This is a genomic window from Methylocystis silviterrae (assembly GCF_013350005.1).
In the GTDB taxonomy this organism is placed as follows: domain Bacteria; phylum Pseudomonadota; class Alphaproteobacteria; order Rhizobiales; family Beijerinckiaceae; genus Methylocystis; species Methylocystis silviterrae.
In genome coordinates this window covers 211797-227563 of the sequence record NZ_JABVWW010000004.1, presented here as the reverse complement: position 1 = coordinate 227563, position 15767 = coordinate 211797, and the positions used below count along the sequence as shown (strand labels likewise).

The following is a 15767-nucleotide window of genomic DNA, read 5'->3' as shown; positions in this document are numbered from 1 at the left end:
GAATCCTATTCACCGGCCTGGGGGCTCAGGTGATCACGCTTGGCGCAGCGCGCTGCGTATAGCGTTCGATGGCGGCAATTTCGCGCGACAGGTTTACGAGATCGGCGAGCGCCGCCTGAGTCTCCATATGCTGCCGCGCGGGATCGGGTTCGTAGCGCTCGACATAAACCCGCAGCGTCGCGCCGGCCGTGCCGGTGCCCGATAGCCGGTAAACGATCCGCGAGCCGTCGGCGAAGATCACCCGCAAGCCCTGATGCTGCGAGTCCGAGCCGTCCACCGGATCGTGATAGGCGAAGTCGTCGGCCGTCGCGACCTCAAGGCCGCCGAGATATTGGCCCTTGAGAGTCGGCAGACGTTGGCGTAACGCGTCGATCAGCGCATGGGCGCCGTCGCTCGCGACTTCCTCATAGTCGTGACGCGAATAATAATTGCGTCCATAGGTCGTCCAATGTTGTCGGACGATGGCGTCGACGCTCTCCTTGCGCGCCGCGAGGATGTCGAGCCAGAACAGCACCGCCCATAGCCCATCCTTCTCGCGCACATGGTCGGAGCCGGCGCCGGCGCTTTCCTCGCCGCAGATAGTCACGAGACCGGCGTCGAGCAGATTGCCGAAATATTTCCATCCCGTCGGCGTCTCGTAGAGCGGGACGCCGAGCCTTTCCGCGACGCGGTCGGCGGCGGCGCTTGTCGGCATCGATCGCGCAATTCCTGCGATCCCCTTGCGATAGCCCGGCGCGATTGTGGCGTTGGCGGCAAGGATCGCGAGACTGTCCGAGGGCGTGACGAAACGGCCGCGGCCGATGATGAGATTTCGGTCGCCGTCGCCGTCCGACGCGGCGCAAAGATCTGGCGCGGCGTCCGACATGGCGAGATCATAAAGATGCCTAGCGTGGACGAGATTGGGGTCGGGATGATGGCCGCCGAAATCGGGCAGCGGCGTCGCATTGATGACGCTGCCCGGCCGCGCCCCGAGCTCCTCTTCGAACAGCGCGCGCGCATAGGGGCCGGTGACGGCCGACATGGCGTCGAAGGTGAAGGTGAAGCCTGACCGAAAAGCGTCGCGGATGCGATCGAAGTCGAAGAGCGTCTGCATGAGCGCTTTGTAATTCACGACGCTGTCGACGACATCGACGCGCATGTCGCCGACGCGCGTTTTGCCGAGCCTGTCGATATCGACGTCCTGGGCTTCGACGATCCTGAACGACGTGATTTCGCGCGTGCGCGCGTAGATCGCGTCCGTCACCTTCTCGGGCGCCGGACCGCCATTCGCGACATTGTATTTGACGCCGAAGTCGCCGTGCGGGCCGCCAGGGTTGTGGCTGGCGGACAGCACGATTCCGCCGAAGGCCATGAGCGCGCGAATGAGCGCCGAGGCCGCAGGCGTGGACAATATGCCGCTTTGTCCGATGACGATGCGGCCGACGCCGTTGGCGGCGGCGATCTTCAGGATCTTTTGAATCGCCTCGCGGTTGTAATAGCGGCCGTCGCCGCCGACGACGAGCGTTGCGCCCTGATATCCCTCCAGACTGTCGAAAATCGATTGAATGAAGTTTTCAAGATAGTGGCGCTGCTTGAAGACCTCGACTTTCTTGCGCAGGCCGGATGTGCCCGGGCGTTGATCGGCGAAGGGCGTCGTTGCGATCGTGGTCGCCTGTGAATTCCCCATTTTGGAGCGGTGGCCTCGCGTGTTGGTCGGCGCCGCGGGGACGCGGCGTCCGCTTCTACAATTCGTCTCCGGCAACGGCAAAAAGGCGGCGCGAGTCCCGCGCCGCCGTTCAGACTGCCTGGAGAAATGTTGAGCTTACCAGCCCCAGCCGCCGCCCCAGCCGCCGCCGCCCCAGCCTCCACCCCAGCCGCCGCCCCAGCCGCCGCCCCAGCCGCCCCAGCCGGCATAGGGGTCTCCCCATCCGCTGTAGGCGGTCGGGTAATAGCCATAGCCGTAGCCATAGGGGTAGCCATAATAGCCGCCATAACCGCTTGAGGCCGCGAGGCCGGCGCCGAGCAGCCCGAGGCCCACGCCCGCGGCGATGGCGCCGCCGGGGTTGTAATAGCCGCGCCGGTAGCCGTAGCGCCGGCCCCAGCCGCCGCGATAGCCCCAGCCGCGACGATACCAAACATTTTCGACCGGGCTCGAAGGTGCGACAATTGACCGATCGGGCGCGCTCATCGGCCCGGCGATCGCTTCCGGAACGGCGGCCGCCAATGTCGCGCTGCAGAGCGCGCCGGACAGCGCCAATTTCAGGCCTTTTCGCATCGTTCATCCTCCTCCTGGCGCGGCGTCCTGCCGCGCTGCGCCGCAAACTCCCCTGGAGCTCACGCCGTAATAACAACTTAGTTAGGCGGAAATTGATCCGCTGCGAGAGGCTGAAACGTGACTTTTTTTGGCGTTTACGTTAAGCGCCCAACGTCGCTGTCAGTGGCCGACGCCTCGGCGCCGATATCGTGGATGAAATCCAAAAGCCTGCAACGAAAGAAATCGCGCACGCGAGCGGCGGTCGCCGGATGCTGCTCCAAAATCAAATGAAACAATGGCCGCAAGATCTTAAGCGCCGTGGCCGGCTCCTGCGCGATCGCGGCGGCGGGGCGCGTTGAGGCCGCGAGGAGGGCGGTTTCGCCGATCAGCGTCCAGGGCCGGACGATCTTCGACTGAGGACGTCCGTCGTTTTCGGCGGTCAGCGCGATCGACCCCAGGGTGAGCACATAGCCTCCGTCCGACATTTCGCCGCGTCGAAACAGGACGTCGCCGGCTCGCAGCAGGCGCGTTTCTGCAGAAAGCGCGAGCATATGCAGGGCGTTCGGCTCGAAGATCGAAAAGAGAGGGATGCGCGCGAGATTGTCGATATCGTCGTCCAGCGTCATGTCACTTTTGTTCGGCGTCCCCCACGCTATCTCTATATGCGCCGGCGGCGCGGCGTAAGCGTGGCGTAAGCGTTAAGACGCGGGGTCCTCTTCGCTGGCGGCGAGCCGGTATCCGTCGCGTTCCGTTTTGAGCCAGCGCGGCTGTTCGGGCGATGGCTCGAGTTTGCGTCTCAGACGGTGAATGTGCGTTTCGAGCGTACGGGTCGACATATTCGGACCGTAGCCCCACACATCGCGCAGCAGCGCCGCGCGAGACACCGTCGCGCCGTGTGCGCGCGCCAGCCTCGCGAGTATCGCCGTCTCCTTTTCGGTCAGCTTCAAGCGCGCGCCAGAAGGCGCCCGCAGTTCGCCGGCCTCGAAATGATAGGGCCCGACAGCCGCCCGAGAAGGCGTGGAATCTATCAGCGCGACCAATTCCGCAAAGCGGAAAGGACGCGTAACGACGGCGTCGACCCCTGGCGGCGGCGATTTCGGCCCATCCGTGATGAGCACGACACGGGTCCTGCAGCCGCGCGCGCGCGCGTCGGCAAGCGCCTCAGGGTCGTAATGGGATTCGTCCAAGATCGCCGCATCCGGCCAATCTTCTCCCGGCGCGCCGAGCTGGTCGTCGCGCAGCGCATAGCGGCCGAGCGCGGCGAATTGCTCGACGAGCGTCGCCCGCAACTGGGGTTCGGCGGCGATGATCAGAGCGCGCGGAAAGAACATCGGCCGGGGTCGCTCCTCGCTTCGAAGAGAATATTCCTGCTATAGGCCGTCAGACGCGCCGGCGAGCGGCGCATATAACGCATCATGCATCGCCGAATGAACCGGACGAAACCTGCCGGACTGGCCTTGCTGCGCGTCGCGCGGCGCATCGGCGGCCGCCCGCATGAGGGAAGGCTGATCGCCGGCTCGCTCGTTCTTCCTTGCGCGCTCGGCCGCAGCGGCGTTGCGCGCAACAAGCGCGAAGGCGACGGCGCGAGCCCGGCCGGCCGCTGGCCGCTCCTCCATTTTTACCTGCGCGCGCCCGCGCCCCTGCGCCTGCCATGGCGGCGCACGCGGCCGGGCGACCTCTGGTGCGACGATCCGCGCGCCTTTCTCTATAACAAACCGCTGCGGGCGCCGTCGCGCCTCGGCCATGAGGAGATGTGGCGCAAGGACGCGCTCTATGACGCCGTCGGCGTCATAGGCTACAATCTTCGTCCTCGGGTGTGCGGTCGCGGCAGCGCAATTTTCTTTCACATCGCCACGGATGATCTTTCCCCGACCGCCGGCTGCGTCGCATTGCGCGCCCGCGACATGGCGCGGCTGCTGCCGCGGCTGGGACGCAAGGTCGCGCTGTTGATCGGATAGCGCTGACCGCCCGCCATCATCCGCGCGAGTTTGGGAGGGGCCGCCGTCTCACGCCGGATAGTCGCGCTCGCCCATGATCGCCGAGCCGACCCGGACATAGGTCGCCCCTAACTGGATCGCGAGTTCGAAATCCGAACTCATGCCCATGGAGAGTTCGGCGATTCCGTTGCGCGCGGCTATGTCGGCGAGCAGCGCAAAATGCGGAGACGCCTGTTCGCCCACGGGCGGCACGCACATCAGCCCCTCGATTTTCAATCCATAAACGTCGCGACAGGCGGCCAGAAAGCTGTCGGCGCTTTCGGGCAGAACGCCGGCCTTTTGCGGCTCGGCGCCAGTGTTGACCTGCACGAACAGCCGCGGGCGCTTGCCCGTCCTGGCGATTTCCTCGGACAGCGCCTTGGCGATCTTTTCGCGGTCGACGCTCTCTATGACGTCGAAGAGCTCGACCGCCTCGCGCGCCTTATTCGACTGCAGCGGGCCGATGAGATGCAATTCGATGTTCGGATATTTTTCGCGCAGCGCCGGCCACTTCGACAAAGCCTCCTGCACGCGGTTTTCCCCGAAGACGCGATGGCCCGCTTCCAGCAGCGGCGCCACGTCCTTGGCCGGAAAGGTCTTGGTGACGCAAATGAGCGTGACCGAGGCCGGATCGCGCCCGCAGTCGAGCGCAGCGCGGCGAATCGCTTCGCGTGTCGATTCGAGGCGATCGGCGGCTCCCATGGCGCGAAAATCGCGATTTCGGCGGCCGGGTCAAGCGCCGAATCTTTTACGCCTTCGCAGCGCGGAACTTCGTGCAGTCCGGCGCGTTAAGCTTCCGGCGGGCGAGGGGCCGGGCGAGGGGCGGTATCGTCGCAACGTTCATCATTGAGAAACGCGTCCCGCCTACCAATGATTGTTCCTACTAAATTGGAGGCCGATATGGTCAATGACAGCCTGATTTACGACGGGCGCGCGATGCATTTGCATCATCTGCGCCGCAAATGGGGATGGATCGTCGCGCTCGGCGCGCTCATGCTCGCCGGTGGACTATTTGCGCTCTACGACGTGACGACCGCCACGCTCGTGACCGTGTTCTATGTCGGCGCGGCGATGCTCGTCGCCGGCGCAATGGAGATCATTACCGCCGTTCAGATCCGGCCCTGGACCAGGGCGCTGCTCTGGGGCGCGATCGGTGTCATCACGATCGTCGCGGGCTTTCTGGTCTTCCGCGATCCTTTGCTCGCGGCGGTGTCGCTGACGGCGATCATCGGCGTCGCGCTGGTGGTCGCCGGGCTGTTCAAACTGATCCTCGCCTGGCACATCCGCGATGTCGGCCCCTGGGGCCTCGTGGCGTTCTCGGGCGTGATCAGCATCGTGTTGGGCGGAATGATCCTGGCCCAGTGGCCGATGTCGGGCCTCTACATCCTTGGCCTCTTCCTCGCGATCAATCTGATCTTCGAGGGCGTCAGCTGGATCACCGTCGGGCTTTCGGCGAAGGCGTGAGTTCATGGGGAACTGTCGGGGGCCGTGCTTGCGGCCCCCGAGCTTTTTCGGGGCTCTGCGAATGGCTCCTGCCTTTGACATCGCCCGGACCGCCCGGCATTAGAGGCGCAATCCCGCAAGCCTTTTGACCGGACGCGCCAGCAAGATGAGACCCGAACGCTATAATTTCGCCGAGGCGGAGCCGCGCTGGCAAGAGATTTGGGAAGAAAAACAGTCTTTTAAGGCAGGTAACAGCCCAGCCGCGCCCAAATATTACGTGCTCGAGATGTTTCCCTATCCCTCGGGTCGGCTGCACATGGGCCATGTGCGCAATTACTCGATGGGCGACGTCATCGCGCGCTTCATGCGCGCCAAGGGCTTTGACGTCTTGCATCCGATGGGGTGGGACGCCTTCGGCCTTCCCGCCGAAAACGCCGCGGCGCAGACCGGCGCGCATCCGGCGCAATGGACTTACGCCAATATCGCGGCGATGCGGGCGCAGCTCAAAACGCTGGGGTTGTCGCTCGACTGGTCGCGCGAGATCGCGACCTGCGATGCCGAATATTACGGGCGCCAGCAGAAGCTTTTCCTCGATTTCCTGAAAGCCGGCATCGTCGACCGCAAGAAGTCGAAAGTGAATTGGGACCCCGTGGACATGACGGTGCTGGCCAATGAGCAGGTCATCGACGGCCGCGGCTGGCGCTCAGGCGCGCTGGTCGAGCAGCGCGAGCTGACGCAGTGGTTCTTCAAGATCACCGACTATTCCGAAGAGCTGCTCGCCGCGCTCGACGATCTCGAGCGCTGGCCCGACAAGGTGCGGCTGATGCAGCGCAACTGGATCGGGCGCTCGGAAGGCATGCTCGTGCGCTTCGCGCTCGCGCAGCAGCTCGGCGAAACGCGAGAGATTGAAGTCTTCACCACCCGCGCCGACACGCTGTTCGGCGCGAAATTCGTGGCGCTCGCCGCCGACCATTCGCTGGCGAAGGCCGCCGCCGAGAAGGACCCGGCGCTCGCCGCCTTCGCCGACGAGTGCCGGCGCGGCGCGACGTCCGCGGAAGCGATCGAGACCGCGGAAAAGATGGGCTACGACACGGGGCTGCGCGTCGTTCACCCGTTCGATCCGAACTGGACGCTGCCCGTCTATGTCGCGAATTTCATCCTGATGGACTATGGCACGGGCGCGATCTTCGGCTGTCCGGCGCATGACCAGCGCGACTTGGATTTCGCGACGAAATATCGGCTCGGCTTCAAGGTCGTGGTCTGCCCGGAAGACCTCGCTCCCCAAGAGCTCGAAAAGCAGATTGCGACAAGCGGCGAAGCCTTCGAGGCCGAGGGCAGGTTGGTGAATTCCGGCTTCCTCGACGGCATGACCGTGCCGCAGGCGAAGGACGAGGTCGCGAACCGTCTGACGACGATGGCGCTTTTCGGCCATCCCCAGGGCGAGCGGAAGGTGAATTACAAGCTGCGCGACTGGGGGATTTCGCGCCAGCGCTACTGGGGTTGCCCGATCCCGATCATCCATTGCGAGACCTGCGGCCCGGTTCCGGTTCCCGAGGCCGATCTGCCGGTGCGGTTGCCGGAGGATGTCTCCTTCGATCAGCCCGGCAATCCGCTCGATCGCCACGCAAGCTGGAAAAACGTCCCGTGTCCCTCCTGCGGCGCGCCGGCGCGGCGCGAGACCGATACGATGGACACCTTCGTCGACTCGTCCTGGTATTACGCGCGCTTCGCCGATCCGCATAATGAGACGGCGCCGGCGCGCGCCGAGGCGCTCGCGCGCTGGCTGCCGGTCGATCAATATATCGGCGGCATCGAGCACGCGATTCTGCATCTTCTCTATTCGCGCTTCTTCGCGCGCGCCATGCGCGACAGCGGCCACGCCGCGGTGGCCGAGCCCTTCGCCGGACTGTTCACCCAGGGCATGGTCGTGCATGAGACCTATCGCGCGCCGGACGGCCAATGGGTCGCGCCAGACGCGATACGCGTCGAGGCCAAGGACGGCGGCCGCCGAGCCTTTCTCCTCGACGGCGATGTCGAGATCGAGATCGGCCCGATCGAAAAAATGTCGAAGTCGAAGAAGAACACGGTCGACCCCGACGATATCGTCGCGAGCTATGGCGCTGATACGGCGCGCCTTTTCGTGCTCTCCGACAGCCCGCCCGATCGCGACGTCATCTGGTCGGACGAGGGCGCGCAGGGCGCATGGCGCTTCGTCCAGCGCCTGTGGCGGCTGACCGGCGAATTGGGACGGGTGGCGGCTCCCGCCGGGGCTGAGCCGCCGGCGGCCTATCACGATCTCGCGCTCGCCGTGCGCAAGGCGACGCATCGTTCGATCGCCCAGGCGAGCGAAAATATCGAGCGGCTGCGTTTCAACAGCGCCATCGCCCGCATCCGCGAATTCGCCAATGAGCTGACCAGCGCGCTCGACGCCGTGACCGAAACGCCCGTGCCCCCCGATCTCGCCTTCGCCTTCCGCGAGGCGGCGGACGCGCTCATTCGGCTTGTCGCGCCGATGACGCCGCATGTCGCCGAGGAGTGCTGGGCCGATTTGGGCCACAAAGGTCTGGTTGCTGAAGCGCCGTGGCCGGCGGCCGATCCTACCCTGTTGGCCCAGGAGATGATAAGCCTGCCGGTGCAGGTCAACGGCAAAAAGCGCGCCGAAATTCTTGTCGCCCATGACGCCGACGAGGAAACGATTCGCAAAGAGGCTTTGGCGCAAGATGGCGTTCAGCGCGCCATGGAAGGCAAGCCGCTGAGGAAGTTCATTCTCGTTCCGAAAAGGATCGTCAATGTGGTCGTTTAGCAAATCGGCGGTCGGCAGGTCGGCAGTCGGCGCGCGTCCTACTGCCGAAGGCCGACTGCCGACTGCCCTGTTCCGGCAAGTGATGGTTGTTTTGGCGGCGCTGCTCGTCCTGCCGCTCGCCGGCTGCATCCAGCCGCTTTATGCGCCGGCAGGATTTGGGCTCGACTCCGCGCCGCTCGCGGCCGAGCTGCAGTCGATCGCGGTTGACGAAATTCCGCAACGGCTCGGTCACTATGTCCGAAACGACCTGATCTTCGGGCTGAACGGCACCGGTTCGCAGCCGCCGCCGCGCTACCGTCTGATGGTTGTGCTCCGCGAGCGCGTGCAGACGCCGATTCTCGACACCGTGACCGGCCGCGCCACGTCGGCGACGGTGATCGTCGACGCCGAATATCGGCTGGTCACCTTGCCTGATGAGGTGGAGGTCACGAAAGGCATCGCTTTCAACATTGCGAGCTACGATCGTTTCTCGAATCGCTTCTCCAATGTGCGCGCCGCGCGCGATGCAGAGATCCGCAACGCCCGGGTCATCGCCGATTCGATCCGCACCCGAATCGCCACCGTGCTCGCCACGCGCCTGTCGCCTGTCCCGCCGCCCGCCGTCGTTCGCTATTGACGGCGAAGACGGACAATAGCGCCTCATGACGGCGGTCAAGAGTCGCGACGCCGAACGTTTCATCGCCGCACCGCCCGAGGGCGTTTTTCTTTTCCTGGTCTTCGGTTCCGATGCGGGCATGGTGCGCGAGCGCGCGCTCGCGCTCGTCGAAAGGCGCGTCGACGATCGCCGCGATCCCTTCCAATTCGTCGAGATGAGCGGCGATGGCGTCGCTTCCGACCCGCTTGCGCTGCTTGACGAGGCCAACACCACGCCGCTCTTTGGCGGACGGCGCGCCATCCTCGTCGAGACCGGCGGCAAATCTGTCATTCCGGCGCTGACGTCCCTTATCGGCGCGCCGCCAGCGCATTGCACGGTCGTGCTGACCGCTGGCGCGCTAAGGCGCGACGCGCCGCTGCGCAAGCTGGTCGAGGGCGCCAAGCAGGGCGCGGCGATCGAGTGTCAGCCCGACGCGGAAGCGGATTTGCAGGCGCTGATCGAGCGCAGCCTGCGCGACGCCGGCCTTGTCGCGAGTCCCGAGGCCCGCGGCCTGCTCCTCGGCGCGCTTGGGGAAGACCGGCTGATGAGTCGCGCCGAGCTTGAAAAGCTTGCGCTCTATATGCACGGCCGCGAACATGTCGAAGCCAAGGACGTCGAAGCGATCGTCGCGCATGCCTCGAACATCGCGTCGGACCGCATGGTGACGGCGGCTTTCGCGGGCGCCGCCGATATCGCCGTGGCGCTCGACGCCTATTTCGCGCAGGACGGCGATGCGCAGCAGCTTGTCATCGGGGCGCTGCGCTACGCCGTGGCGCTGCACCGCGCCCGTCTCGCCATGGAGCGCGAGGGGGGACGACCCGACGTCGGCGTTTCGGCGCTGATGCGCGCGGGCTTCGGCTTCATGCATCGCGCGCTGATGGAGGAGCAGCTCAAGAGCTGGTCATCCGCGCGTCTTGGCGCACTGATCGAGCCGCTGCGGGCCGCACAGATGCGGGCGCGCGCCAACGCCGGCGTGGCGCAGATGGAGGCCGAACGCGCGCTGTGGAACATCGCGCGCGCGGCGCGGCGTTAGTCAGCCCTGGCCTTCGTCCATCAGCATTTCGAAGCCGCCGAAGATCATGCGCTTGCCGTCGAACGGCATCGGCATGTCCTTCATGCGTGGGTCTTCGTGCATCTTCTTGTGCGCCGCGTCGCGCACGTCTTTGGACGGCCACAGCACCCACGAGAACACGATGTTTTCGCCGCCCTCGGCGGCGACGGCGCGTTTAAAATCGGTGACTCTGCCGTCGGGCAGGTCGTCGCCCCAACATTCGACGACGCGTAGCGCGCCCCACTCCTTCATGATGGGCCACATCTGCGCGGCGGCCTTATGGTAATCTTCCTTCTTGCCCATTGGCACGGGAATCACGAAACCGTCGACATAGCTCATTGCGCGGCTCCTTCTTTCTGACATGCCTGTGAGGCGGCCTCGGGAAATGACAATCGGTCGTCTCGTTTGTTCACGCCGCGCTGGCGAGGCTCTCGAAAAGCCCGCGGCCGTCGGTTCCGCCGACGAGCGCGTCGATGAGATTTTCAGGATGCGGCATCAGGCCGAGCACATTGCGCCCGTTCGAATAAATCCCCGCGATGTCGTTGCGCGATCCGTTGGGATTGGCGTCGCCGCCGACATTGCCGGCGGAGTCGCAATAGCGGAAGGCGACGAGGCCATCGCCCTCAAGCCGGTCGATCGTCGCATCGTCGGCTTCGTAATTGCCCTCGCCATGCGCGACGCAGACTTCGATCGTCTGGCCCTTGGCGTAATGGCGCGTGAAGGCGGTGTCGTTGCGTTCGACCCTGAGATGCTGCATCCGGCATACGAAACGCAGATTGGCGTTGCGCATCAGCACGCCCGGCAGAAGTCCGCTTTCGCAAAGAATCTGGAAGCCGTTGCACACGCCCAGCACCAGTCCGCCGCGCGCGGCATGGGCGCGCACCGCGTCCATGATGGCGGCGCGGCCGGCGATCGCGCCGCAGCGCAGATAATCGCCGTAGGAAAAGCCTCCGGGCAGAACGACGAGGTCGGTCCCGGCGGGAAGTTCATGATCGGCATGCCACAACATCGACGGCTGGCGCCCGGTCGCCTGTGTCAGCGCGCGGGCCATGTCGCCTTCGCGATTGGAGCCGGGAAAAACGACGACGGCGGCTTTCATGGGCGTGTCCTAGGCGGCAGGCGGCCAGTCGGCAGATCGGCAGTTGGCAGCTCGGCGCTCTTCCGATTGCCGACTGCCGAAGCCCGACTGCCCTCGATCGCCTCACACATCGATCTGATAATTCTCGATCACCGTATTGGCGAGCAGCTTCTCGCACGCCGCCTGCAACTGCGCCTTGGCGGCGTCGGCGTCGGCGCCGGCGAGCTCCACGTCGAATACCTTGCCTTGCCGCACGCTGGCGACGCCTTCGACGCCAAGCGACTTTAGCGCCCCTTCGATCGCCTTGCCTTGCGGATCGAGGACGCCGGATTTGAGGGTGACGACGACGCGGGCTTTCATAAGCTGAGGTCCAGGCTGAATGGAGAAGTGTTAGTGGGGGCCACACAAACACGCAATCTCATTTACGCCGATATTCACCAGATCGCCATCGGTCTCGGCGAGGTTGCGTTCGGCCTTTTTCTGAAGGCGTTCGGGGTCAGCATTCCGGGGAGTAAGATCAACCCATGAATCTTCAACGTCTACCGATTTTCTGGATCGCGACGGCTGTCATCATCGCCGGAACGGTTGTCCTGTTACGCGAAATCCTGACGCCCTTTTTGGTCGGGATTGCTCTGGCTTATCTACTCGATCCGCTCGTCACTCGGCTCGAGCGCTTCGGATTGGGTCGCGGCGTCGCGGCGCTCGGAATCATCAGTCTTTTCTATGGCGTCATTATCGCTTTGATCGTTGTTCTCACGCCGATCATCGGCGAGGAGATCGCGCTTTTCATCGAAAAGCTCCCCGGCTATCTGACGCAATTGCAAACATTGGCGACAGATCCGGGCCGGCCATGGATGCGCAAGATCATCAACGAGGGGCTTAGCGAAGCTCGGCAATCGTCAGGAGAACTGACCACTCTCGGCGCCCATCTGAGCGCACACCTCTTGCGCCGGCTATGGTCGGACGGCCGCGCATTGGCGTCGATCTTCTCCCTGCTCATCGTCGCGCCAATCGTCACCTTCTATTTGCTGATTGATTGGGACCAAATCATCGCGGCGCTCGACAAGATGATTCCGGCGACGCAGCGGGGGACCGTGCGGGCTCTGGCGTCCGAGATCAATGAGACGATCAGCGTCTTTCTACGCGGCCAGGGGATTATTTGCCTCATTCTCGCTTTGTATTATGCCGTGGCGCTGGAATTGATCGGGCTCAATCATGCCTATCTGATTGGAATAGCCGCAGGGCTGATCAGTTTTATTCCTTATTTGGGCGTGCTTACCGGCGTCGTCCTGTCGGTCGGCGTGGCGCTGCTTCAGTTCTGGCCAAGCTGGACCTCGATACCGATCATATTGGCGATTTTCATCGTCGGAGAACTGACTGACGATAATGCTTTGACCCCCCGTCTCGTCGGCGCGCGCGTGAAGCTCAGTCCGCTCCTGGTCATGTTCGCCATCGCCGCCTTCGGCTATCTGTTCGGCTTTGTTGGTCTTCTTATCGCCGTGCCGTTAGCGGCGACGATCGGCGTGATCGTGCGTTTTATCCTGGCGCAAAGCTTGGAGGCGTCGTTTGGCCAAGCGTCGGGGTCGGGCGTCGACGCGCCGCCTGTTCCGCCGAAGAAGCGCCATTGGTGGTTTTGACCAGCATCGAGTCCTGGAGGGGGGCGCTTCGACGAGCGGTCGGATCGCCGCGCACGAGATGATTCCGCGCCCCGGATGCGACAAAGCCGCGTTCCGGCTTCAGCCGACGCGGCTTTTCTGTTCGCGCGGCCTTATCCCAGCGCCCGCGGCGCCGGCTACTGCACGAGCTTCGGCGCGCCGGTGCGGATCGTCTCGTTTTCCTGCATGATGCCGAGACGGCGCGCGACTTCGGTATAAGCCTCGACCAGCCCGCCCAAGTCGCGGCGGAAGCGATCCTTGTCGAGCTTGTCGTTCGACTTGATATCCCACAGCCGGCAGCTGTCGGGCGAAATCTCGTCGGCGACGACGATTCGCATCATGTCGCCTTCCCAGAGCCGACCGCATTCCATCTTGAAGTCGACGAGGCGGATGCCGACGCCGAGAAAGAGCCCGGAGAGGAAATCGTTGACGCGGATGGCGAGCGCCATGACGTCGTCGATCTCCTGGGGAGTCGCCCAGCCGAAGGCGGTGATATGCTCCTCGGACACCATCGGGTCGTCGAGCGCGTCGTTCTTATAGTAGAATTCGATGATGGAGCGGGGCAGCTGCGTGCCCTCTTCCATCCCGAGGCGCTTGGCGAGCGAACCGGCCGCGACATTGCGCACGACGACTTCGAGCGGGATGATTTCCACCTCGCGGATGAGCTGCTCGCGCATGTTCAGCCGGCGGATGAAGTGGGTCGGCACGCCGATGCTGTTCAAATGCTGGAAGATATATTCGGAGATCCGGTTGTTGAGCACGCCCTTCCCGTCGATCACCTCGTGTTTCTTCGCGTTGAAGGCCGTGGCGTCGTCCTTGAAGTGCTGAATCAAAGTGCCGGGCTCAGGGCCCTCATAGAGGACCTTGGCCTTGCCCTCGTAGATGCGGCGTCGGCGGTTCATTGGGATCAACCGGGGCTTGAGGAAGTCCATCTGGCGGGTCGTCGCTCCTCCGAAGTGTGAACGCATGCCGGCTTGTGGGCGGCTCTCAGGGAGCGGCGGCGGGCGTGCGCCCAGCCGCGAGCACCGGCGGTCCTAGCGTCTTTGGCGGCCAGTGACAAGCCGACAGGGCACTCTATCGCAAAGGGAAAGACGATACAATGAAACTGAGAGGGCGGCGGCCCAGCGGCGCCGTCGCCGTGTCGGTTCCTCCCGCACGCGCCGGCGCCCCCAATTTGAGCATCTGGTCGGCGATTTTCCGACCGCGCCCGTTCACCCCTGCGACGCTTATGGCGCGTAGCGTCCCTGCTTTGTCCGATCGCCGGACGGAAAACTCTTCGCCCCGACAAATAGCCGCACCGGCGCGCTTTTTGCACTTCGGCACGGCCCGTGGCCATATCGCGCTCGAGCTGGCGCCGTGGCGGGCATGGGGCGGTTTCGTCGCGGCCAGGACCACGCTTTCCGGCATTGGCTTTGCGCGCGAATACGCATATATCGAGCGCACGCCGATGCGGCGCATGATCGCCGAGTCCTGATTTAAGAACAACCCGGCCGAGGATGGACATGAGCACGTTCGACCAGCGCGAAGATTCCTTCGAAAAACGCTTTGTCCATGAAGAGGAGCTGCAGTTCCGCGCCGAAGCGCGCCGCAACAAGCTGCTCGGCCTCTGGGCGGCCGAAAAGCTTGGCAAGACGGGCGCCGAGGCGCAGGCCTACGCGGATGCCCTAGTCGCAGCGGAAGTGACCGCCGACGCCGACGAGCGGGTCGTGGCTTTGGTCAAGAAGGATTTCGAGGCGGCGGGCGTGAATCAGTCCGAGCATCAGATCCGCCGCACCATGGACGAGATGCTGACCAAGGCGAAAGCCGAGATCAAGTCGGGCCAATAACCGACGATTCACGGCCTTTATTCATTTTCTTGGGCGATAGTCGCTTATGCGCGATTCGTCCTTAAAAGCGCCCCGCCAGAAGCCGCTTCCCGACGCCTCCTATTTTCAGGGGGCGCCGGCGATCGCCGAGGAAGCGGCGCTCTGGCTGCGCTATCTTGCCGGCGAGCGGCGCGCCTCCCGGCACACGGTCGAGGCCTATGGCCGGGACCTCGCCAATTTTTTGGGTTTTCTGGCGCATCATACTGGTGAGCGGCCGGACGCGGCCGCGCTTAAGTCACTTCAACCCGCCGACCTGCGCGCCTTCATGGCCAAGCGTCGCCGCGACGGGCTGGAAAGCCGGTCGCTGTTGCGGGCGCTCGCCGCCGTTCGCAATTTTCTGCGCTTCATTGAGAAGAAGGGCCTCGCCCGTACGGACGTCTTCGGCGCCGTGCGTCCGCCCAAGCGCCCGCACAGCCTCCCCAAGGCGCTCACCGTGCCCGACGCCCGCGACGTCGTGGACCCCGAACAGAGAGCGGGCGAGGCGCGAGAGCCCTGGGTGATCGCTCGGGACGCCGCCGTGCTGGCGCTGCTCTACGGCGCCGGCCTGCGAATTTCCGAGGCGCTGTCGATCGGGAGCGCCGAGGCGCCGGTCGGCGCCGCCGATCGGGTCACGATCCTGGGGAAGGGCGGCAAGAGCCGGACCGTGCCGGTCATCGCGCCGGTGCGCTCGGCGATCGAGGCCTATCTCGCGCTCTGTCCCTATGATCTCGCCGGCGGGCCGCTGTTTGTCGGCGCGCGCGGCGGGCCGCTCTCGCCGCGCATCATTCAGCTCGCCGTCCAGCGCCTGCGCGGGGCGCTCGGCCTGCCCGAGAGCGCGACGCCGCATGCGCTGCGTCATTCCTTTGCAACGCATCTCCTGGGTCGCGGCGGCGATCTGCGCACGATCCAGGAATTGCTCGGCCACGCCTCGCTCTCGACGACGCAGATTTATACCGCGGTCGATAAAACGAGGCTCCTCGACGCTTATCGCTCGGCGCATCCGCGGGCGAAGTGAAACTGAAGGCCGCGTAAAAGCCCTGAGAAGCCGCG

General features: G+C 64.6%; 19 protein-coding genes. 10 read left to right on the top strand and 9 right to left on the bottom strand.

Features of this window, described 5'->3' with window-relative positions; genetic code table 11:
- Positions 1-25: 25 nt before the first annotated feature.
- The 4 genes from HUN39_RS06420 to HUN39_RS06405 form a co-directional block, all read right to left on the bottom strand.
- Positions 26-1666 (bottom strand): alpha-D-glucose phosphate-specific phosphoglucomutase, encoded by a 1641-nt coding sequence (locus tag HUN39_RS06420; protein WP_175093629.1) that lies wholly within the window; start codon positions 1664-1666, stop codon positions 26-28.
- A gap of 135 nt (positions 1667-1801) precedes the next feature.
- Complete coding sequence (locus tag HUN39_RS06415; RefSeq protein WP_175093628.1) at positions 1802-2254, bottom strand: hypothetical protein; 453 nt, start codon at positions 2252-2254, stop codon at positions 1802-1804.
- Between the two features lie 134 nt (positions 2255-2388).
- A complete protein-coding gene (locus HUN39_RS06410) occupies positions 2389-2859 on the bottom strand; it encodes a cyclic nucleotide-binding domain-containing protein (protein ID WP_175093627.1) in 471 nt (156 codons plus the stop codon).
- A gap of 72 nt (positions 2860-2931) precedes the next feature.
- Complete coding sequence (locus tag HUN39_RS06405; protein ID WP_175093626.1) at positions 2932-3564, bottom strand: winged helix-turn-helix domain-containing protein; 633 nt, start codon at positions 3562-3564, stop codon at positions 2932-2934.
- A gap of 96 nt (positions 3565-3660) precedes the next feature.
- Here HUN39_RS06405 and HUN39_RS06400 point away from each other — a divergent pair, with 96 nt between their 5' ends.
- Positions 3661-4191: a L,D-transpeptidase family protein gene (locus HUN39_RS06400; RefSeq protein ID WP_232365948.1), complete on the top strand. Its 531-nt coding sequence runs from the start codon at positions 3661-3663 to the stop codon at positions 4189-4191.
- 48 nt (positions 4192-4239) lie between these two features.
- Here HUN39_RS06400 and HUN39_RS06395 read toward each other — a convergent pair whose 3' ends face one another.
- A complete protein-coding gene (locus HUN39_RS06395; RefSeq protein WP_175093624.1) occupies positions 4240-4911 on the bottom strand; it encodes a YggS family pyridoxal phosphate-dependent enzyme in 672 nt (223 codons plus the stop codon).
- Between the two features lie 198 nt (positions 4912-5109).
- On the opposite strand from HUN39_RS06395, the gene HUN39_RS06390 reads away from it, so the two are divergent.
- The 4 genes from HUN39_RS06390 (at position 5110) to holA (ending at position 10122) form a co-directional block, all read left to right on the top strand.
- Positions 5110-5673 (top strand): HdeD family acid-resistance protein, encoded by a 564-nt coding sequence (locus HUN39_RS06390; RefSeq protein WP_175093623.1) that lies wholly within the window; start codon positions 5110-5112, stop codon positions 5671-5673.
- Positions 5674-5818: 145 nt separating this feature from the next.
- Positions 5819-8455, top strand: a complete 2637-nt coding sequence (leuS, locus tag HUN39_RS06385; protein WP_175093622.1) for a leucine--tRNA ligase — start codon at positions 5819-5821, stop codon at positions 8453-8455.
- On the top strand, positions 8442-9071 hold the full coding sequence (locus HUN39_RS06380) for an LPS assembly lipoprotein LptE (RefSeq protein ID WP_332310728.1): 630 nt from the start codon (positions 8442-8444) through the stop codon (positions 9069-9071). The genes leuS and HUN39_RS06380 overlap by 14 nt, the downstream gene beginning before the upstream one ends.
- Positions 9072-9096: 25 nt before the next feature.
- A complete protein-coding gene (gene holA / locus HUN39_RS06375) occupies positions 9097-10122 on the top strand; it encodes a DNA polymerase III subunit delta (protein WP_175093621.1) in 1026 nt (341 codons plus the stop codon).
- Here holA and HUN39_RS06370 read toward each other — a convergent pair whose 3' ends face one another.
- The 3 genes from HUN39_RS06370 to purS form a co-directional block, all read right to left on the bottom strand.
- The gene (locus HUN39_RS06370) at positions 10123-10479 is read right to left on the bottom strand and encodes a DUF1428 domain-containing protein (protein WP_175093620.1); all 357 of its coding nucleotides are present in this window, start codon (positions 10477-10479) and stop codon (positions 10123-10125) included.
- A 70-nt stretch (positions 10480-10549) separates the two neighbouring features.
- Positions 10550-11239, bottom strand: a complete 690-nt coding sequence (gene purQ / locus HUN39_RS06365) for a phosphoribosylformylglycinamidine synthase subunit PurQ (RefSeq protein WP_175093619.1) — start codon at positions 11237-11239, stop codon at positions 10550-10552.
- A gap of 102 nt (positions 11240-11341) precedes the next feature.
- Positions 11342-11578, bottom strand: a complete 237-nt coding sequence (gene purS / locus HUN39_RS06360) for a phosphoribosylformylglycinamidine synthase subunit PurS (RefSeq protein ID WP_175093618.1) — start codon at positions 11576-11578, stop codon at positions 11342-11344.
- A gap of 33 nt (positions 11579-11611) precedes the next feature.
- On the opposite strand from purS, the gene HUN39_RS19460 reads away from it, so the two are divergent.
- Positions 11612-11746, top strand: coding sequence for a hypothetical protein (locus tag HUN39_RS19460; protein WP_269750307.1), 135 nt, complete (start codon positions 11612-11614; stop codon positions 11744-11746).
- Positions 11743-12855, top strand: coding sequence for an AI-2E family transporter (locus HUN39_RS06355; RefSeq protein WP_175093617.1), 1113 nt, complete (start codon positions 11743-11745; stop codon positions 12853-12855). Before HUN39_RS19460 ends, HUN39_RS06355 begins: the two co-directional genes overlap by 4 nt.
- A gap of 155 nt (positions 12856-13010) precedes the next feature.
- Here HUN39_RS06355 and purC read toward each other — a convergent pair whose 3' ends face one another.
- Positions 13011-13805, bottom strand: a complete 795-nt coding sequence (gene purC, locus HUN39_RS06350; protein WP_014892432.1) for a phosphoribosylaminoimidazolesuccinocarboxamide synthase — start codon at positions 13803-13805, stop codon at positions 13011-13013.
- Between the two features lie 167 nt (positions 13806-13972).
- Here purC and HUN39_RS06345 point away from each other — a divergent pair, with 167 nt between their 5' ends.
- Genes HUN39_RS06345 through HUN39_RS06335 form a run of 3 tightly spaced genes read left to right on the top strand, consistent with a single transcriptional unit; the run spans position 13973 to position 15732 of the window.
- The gene (locus HUN39_RS06345; RefSeq protein WP_175093616.1) at positions 13973-14347 is read left to right on the top strand and encodes a hypothetical protein; all 375 of its coding nucleotides are present in this window, start codon (positions 13973-13975) and stop codon (positions 14345-14347) included.
- 28 nt (positions 14348-14375) lie between these two features.
- Complete coding sequence (locus HUN39_RS06340; protein ID WP_026222812.1) at positions 14376-14699, top strand: DUF1476 domain-containing protein; 324 nt, start codon at positions 14376-14378, stop codon at positions 14697-14699.
- A gap of 46 nt (positions 14700-14745) precedes the next feature.
- Complete coding sequence (locus HUN39_RS06335; RefSeq protein WP_175093615.1) at positions 14746-15732, top strand: tyrosine recombinase XerC; 987 nt, start codon at positions 14746-14748, stop codon at positions 15730-15732.
- The last annotated feature ends 35 nt before the right edge of the window (positions 15733-15767 follow it).

Excerpts from the sequence above, each read along its gene's own strand:
- HUN39_RS06420 (WP_175093629.1), bottom strand. The coding sequence starts at position 1,666 with ATGGGGAATTCACAGGCGACCACGATCGCAACGACGCCCTTCGCCGAT.
- HUN39_RS06415 (WP_175093628.1), bottom strand. The coding sequence starts at position 2,254 with ATGCGAAAAGGCCTGAAATTGGCGCTGTCCGGCGCGCTCTGCAGCGCG.
- HUN39_RS06410 (WP_175093627.1), bottom strand. The coding sequence starts at position 2,859 with ATGACGCTGGACGACGATATCGACAATCTCGCGCGCATCCCTCTCTTT.
- HUN39_RS06405 (WP_175093626.1), bottom strand. The coding sequence starts at position 3,564 with ATGTTCTTTCCGCGCGCTCTGATCATCGCCGCCGAACCCCAGTTGCGG.
- HUN39_RS06400 (WP_232365948.1), top strand. The coding sequence starts at position 3,661 with ATGAACCGGACGAAACCTGCCGGACTGGCCTTGCTGCGCGTCGCGCGG.
- HUN39_RS06395 (WP_175093624.1), bottom strand. The coding sequence starts at position 4,911 with ATGGGAGCCGCCGATCGCCTCGAATCGACACGCGAAGCGATTCGCCGC.
- HUN39_RS06390 (WP_175093623.1), top strand. The coding sequence starts at position 5,110 with ATGGTCAATGACAGCCTGATTTACGACGGGCGCGCGATGCATTTGCAT.
- leuS (WP_175093622.1), top strand. The coding sequence starts at position 5,819 with ATGAGACCCGAACGCTATAATTTCGCCGAGGCGGAGCCGCGCTGGCAA.
- HUN39_RS06380 (WP_332310728.1), top strand. The coding sequence starts at position 8,442 with ATGTGGTCGTTTAGCAAATCGGCGGTCGGCAGGTCGGCAGTCGGCGCG.
- holA (WP_175093621.1), top strand. The coding sequence starts at position 9,097 with ATGACGGCGGTCAAGAGTCGCGACGCCGAACGTTTCATCGCCGCACCG.
- HUN39_RS06370 (WP_175093620.1), bottom strand. The coding sequence starts at position 10,479 with ATGAGCTATGTCGACGGTTTCGTGATTCCCGTGCCAATGGGCAAGAAG.
- purQ (WP_175093619.1), bottom strand. The coding sequence starts at position 11,239 with ATGAAAGCCGCCGTCGTCGTTTTTCCCGGCTCCAATCGCGAAGGCGAC.
- purS (WP_175093618.1), bottom strand. The coding sequence starts at position 11,578 with ATGAAAGCCCGCGTCGTCGTCACCCTCAAATCCGGCGTCCTCGATCCG.
- HUN39_RS06355 (WP_175093617.1), top strand. The coding sequence starts at position 11,743 with ATGAATCTTCAACGTCTACCGATTTTCTGGATCGCGACGGCTGTCATC.
- purC (WP_014892432.1), bottom strand. The coding sequence starts at position 13,805 with ATGGACTTCCTCAAGCCCCGGTTGATCCCAATGAACCGCCGACGCCGC.
- HUN39_RS06345 (WP_175093616.1), top strand. The coding sequence starts at position 13,973 with ATGAAACTGAGAGGGCGGCGGCCCAGCGGCGCCGTCGCCGTGTCGGTT.
- HUN39_RS06340 (WP_026222812.1), top strand. The coding sequence starts at position 14,376 with ATGAGCACGTTCGACCAGCGCGAAGATTCCTTCGAAAAACGCTTTGTC.
- HUN39_RS06335 (WP_175093615.1), top strand. The coding sequence starts at position 14,746 with ATGCGCGATTCGTCCTTAAAAGCGCCCCGCCAGAAGCCGCTTCCCGAC.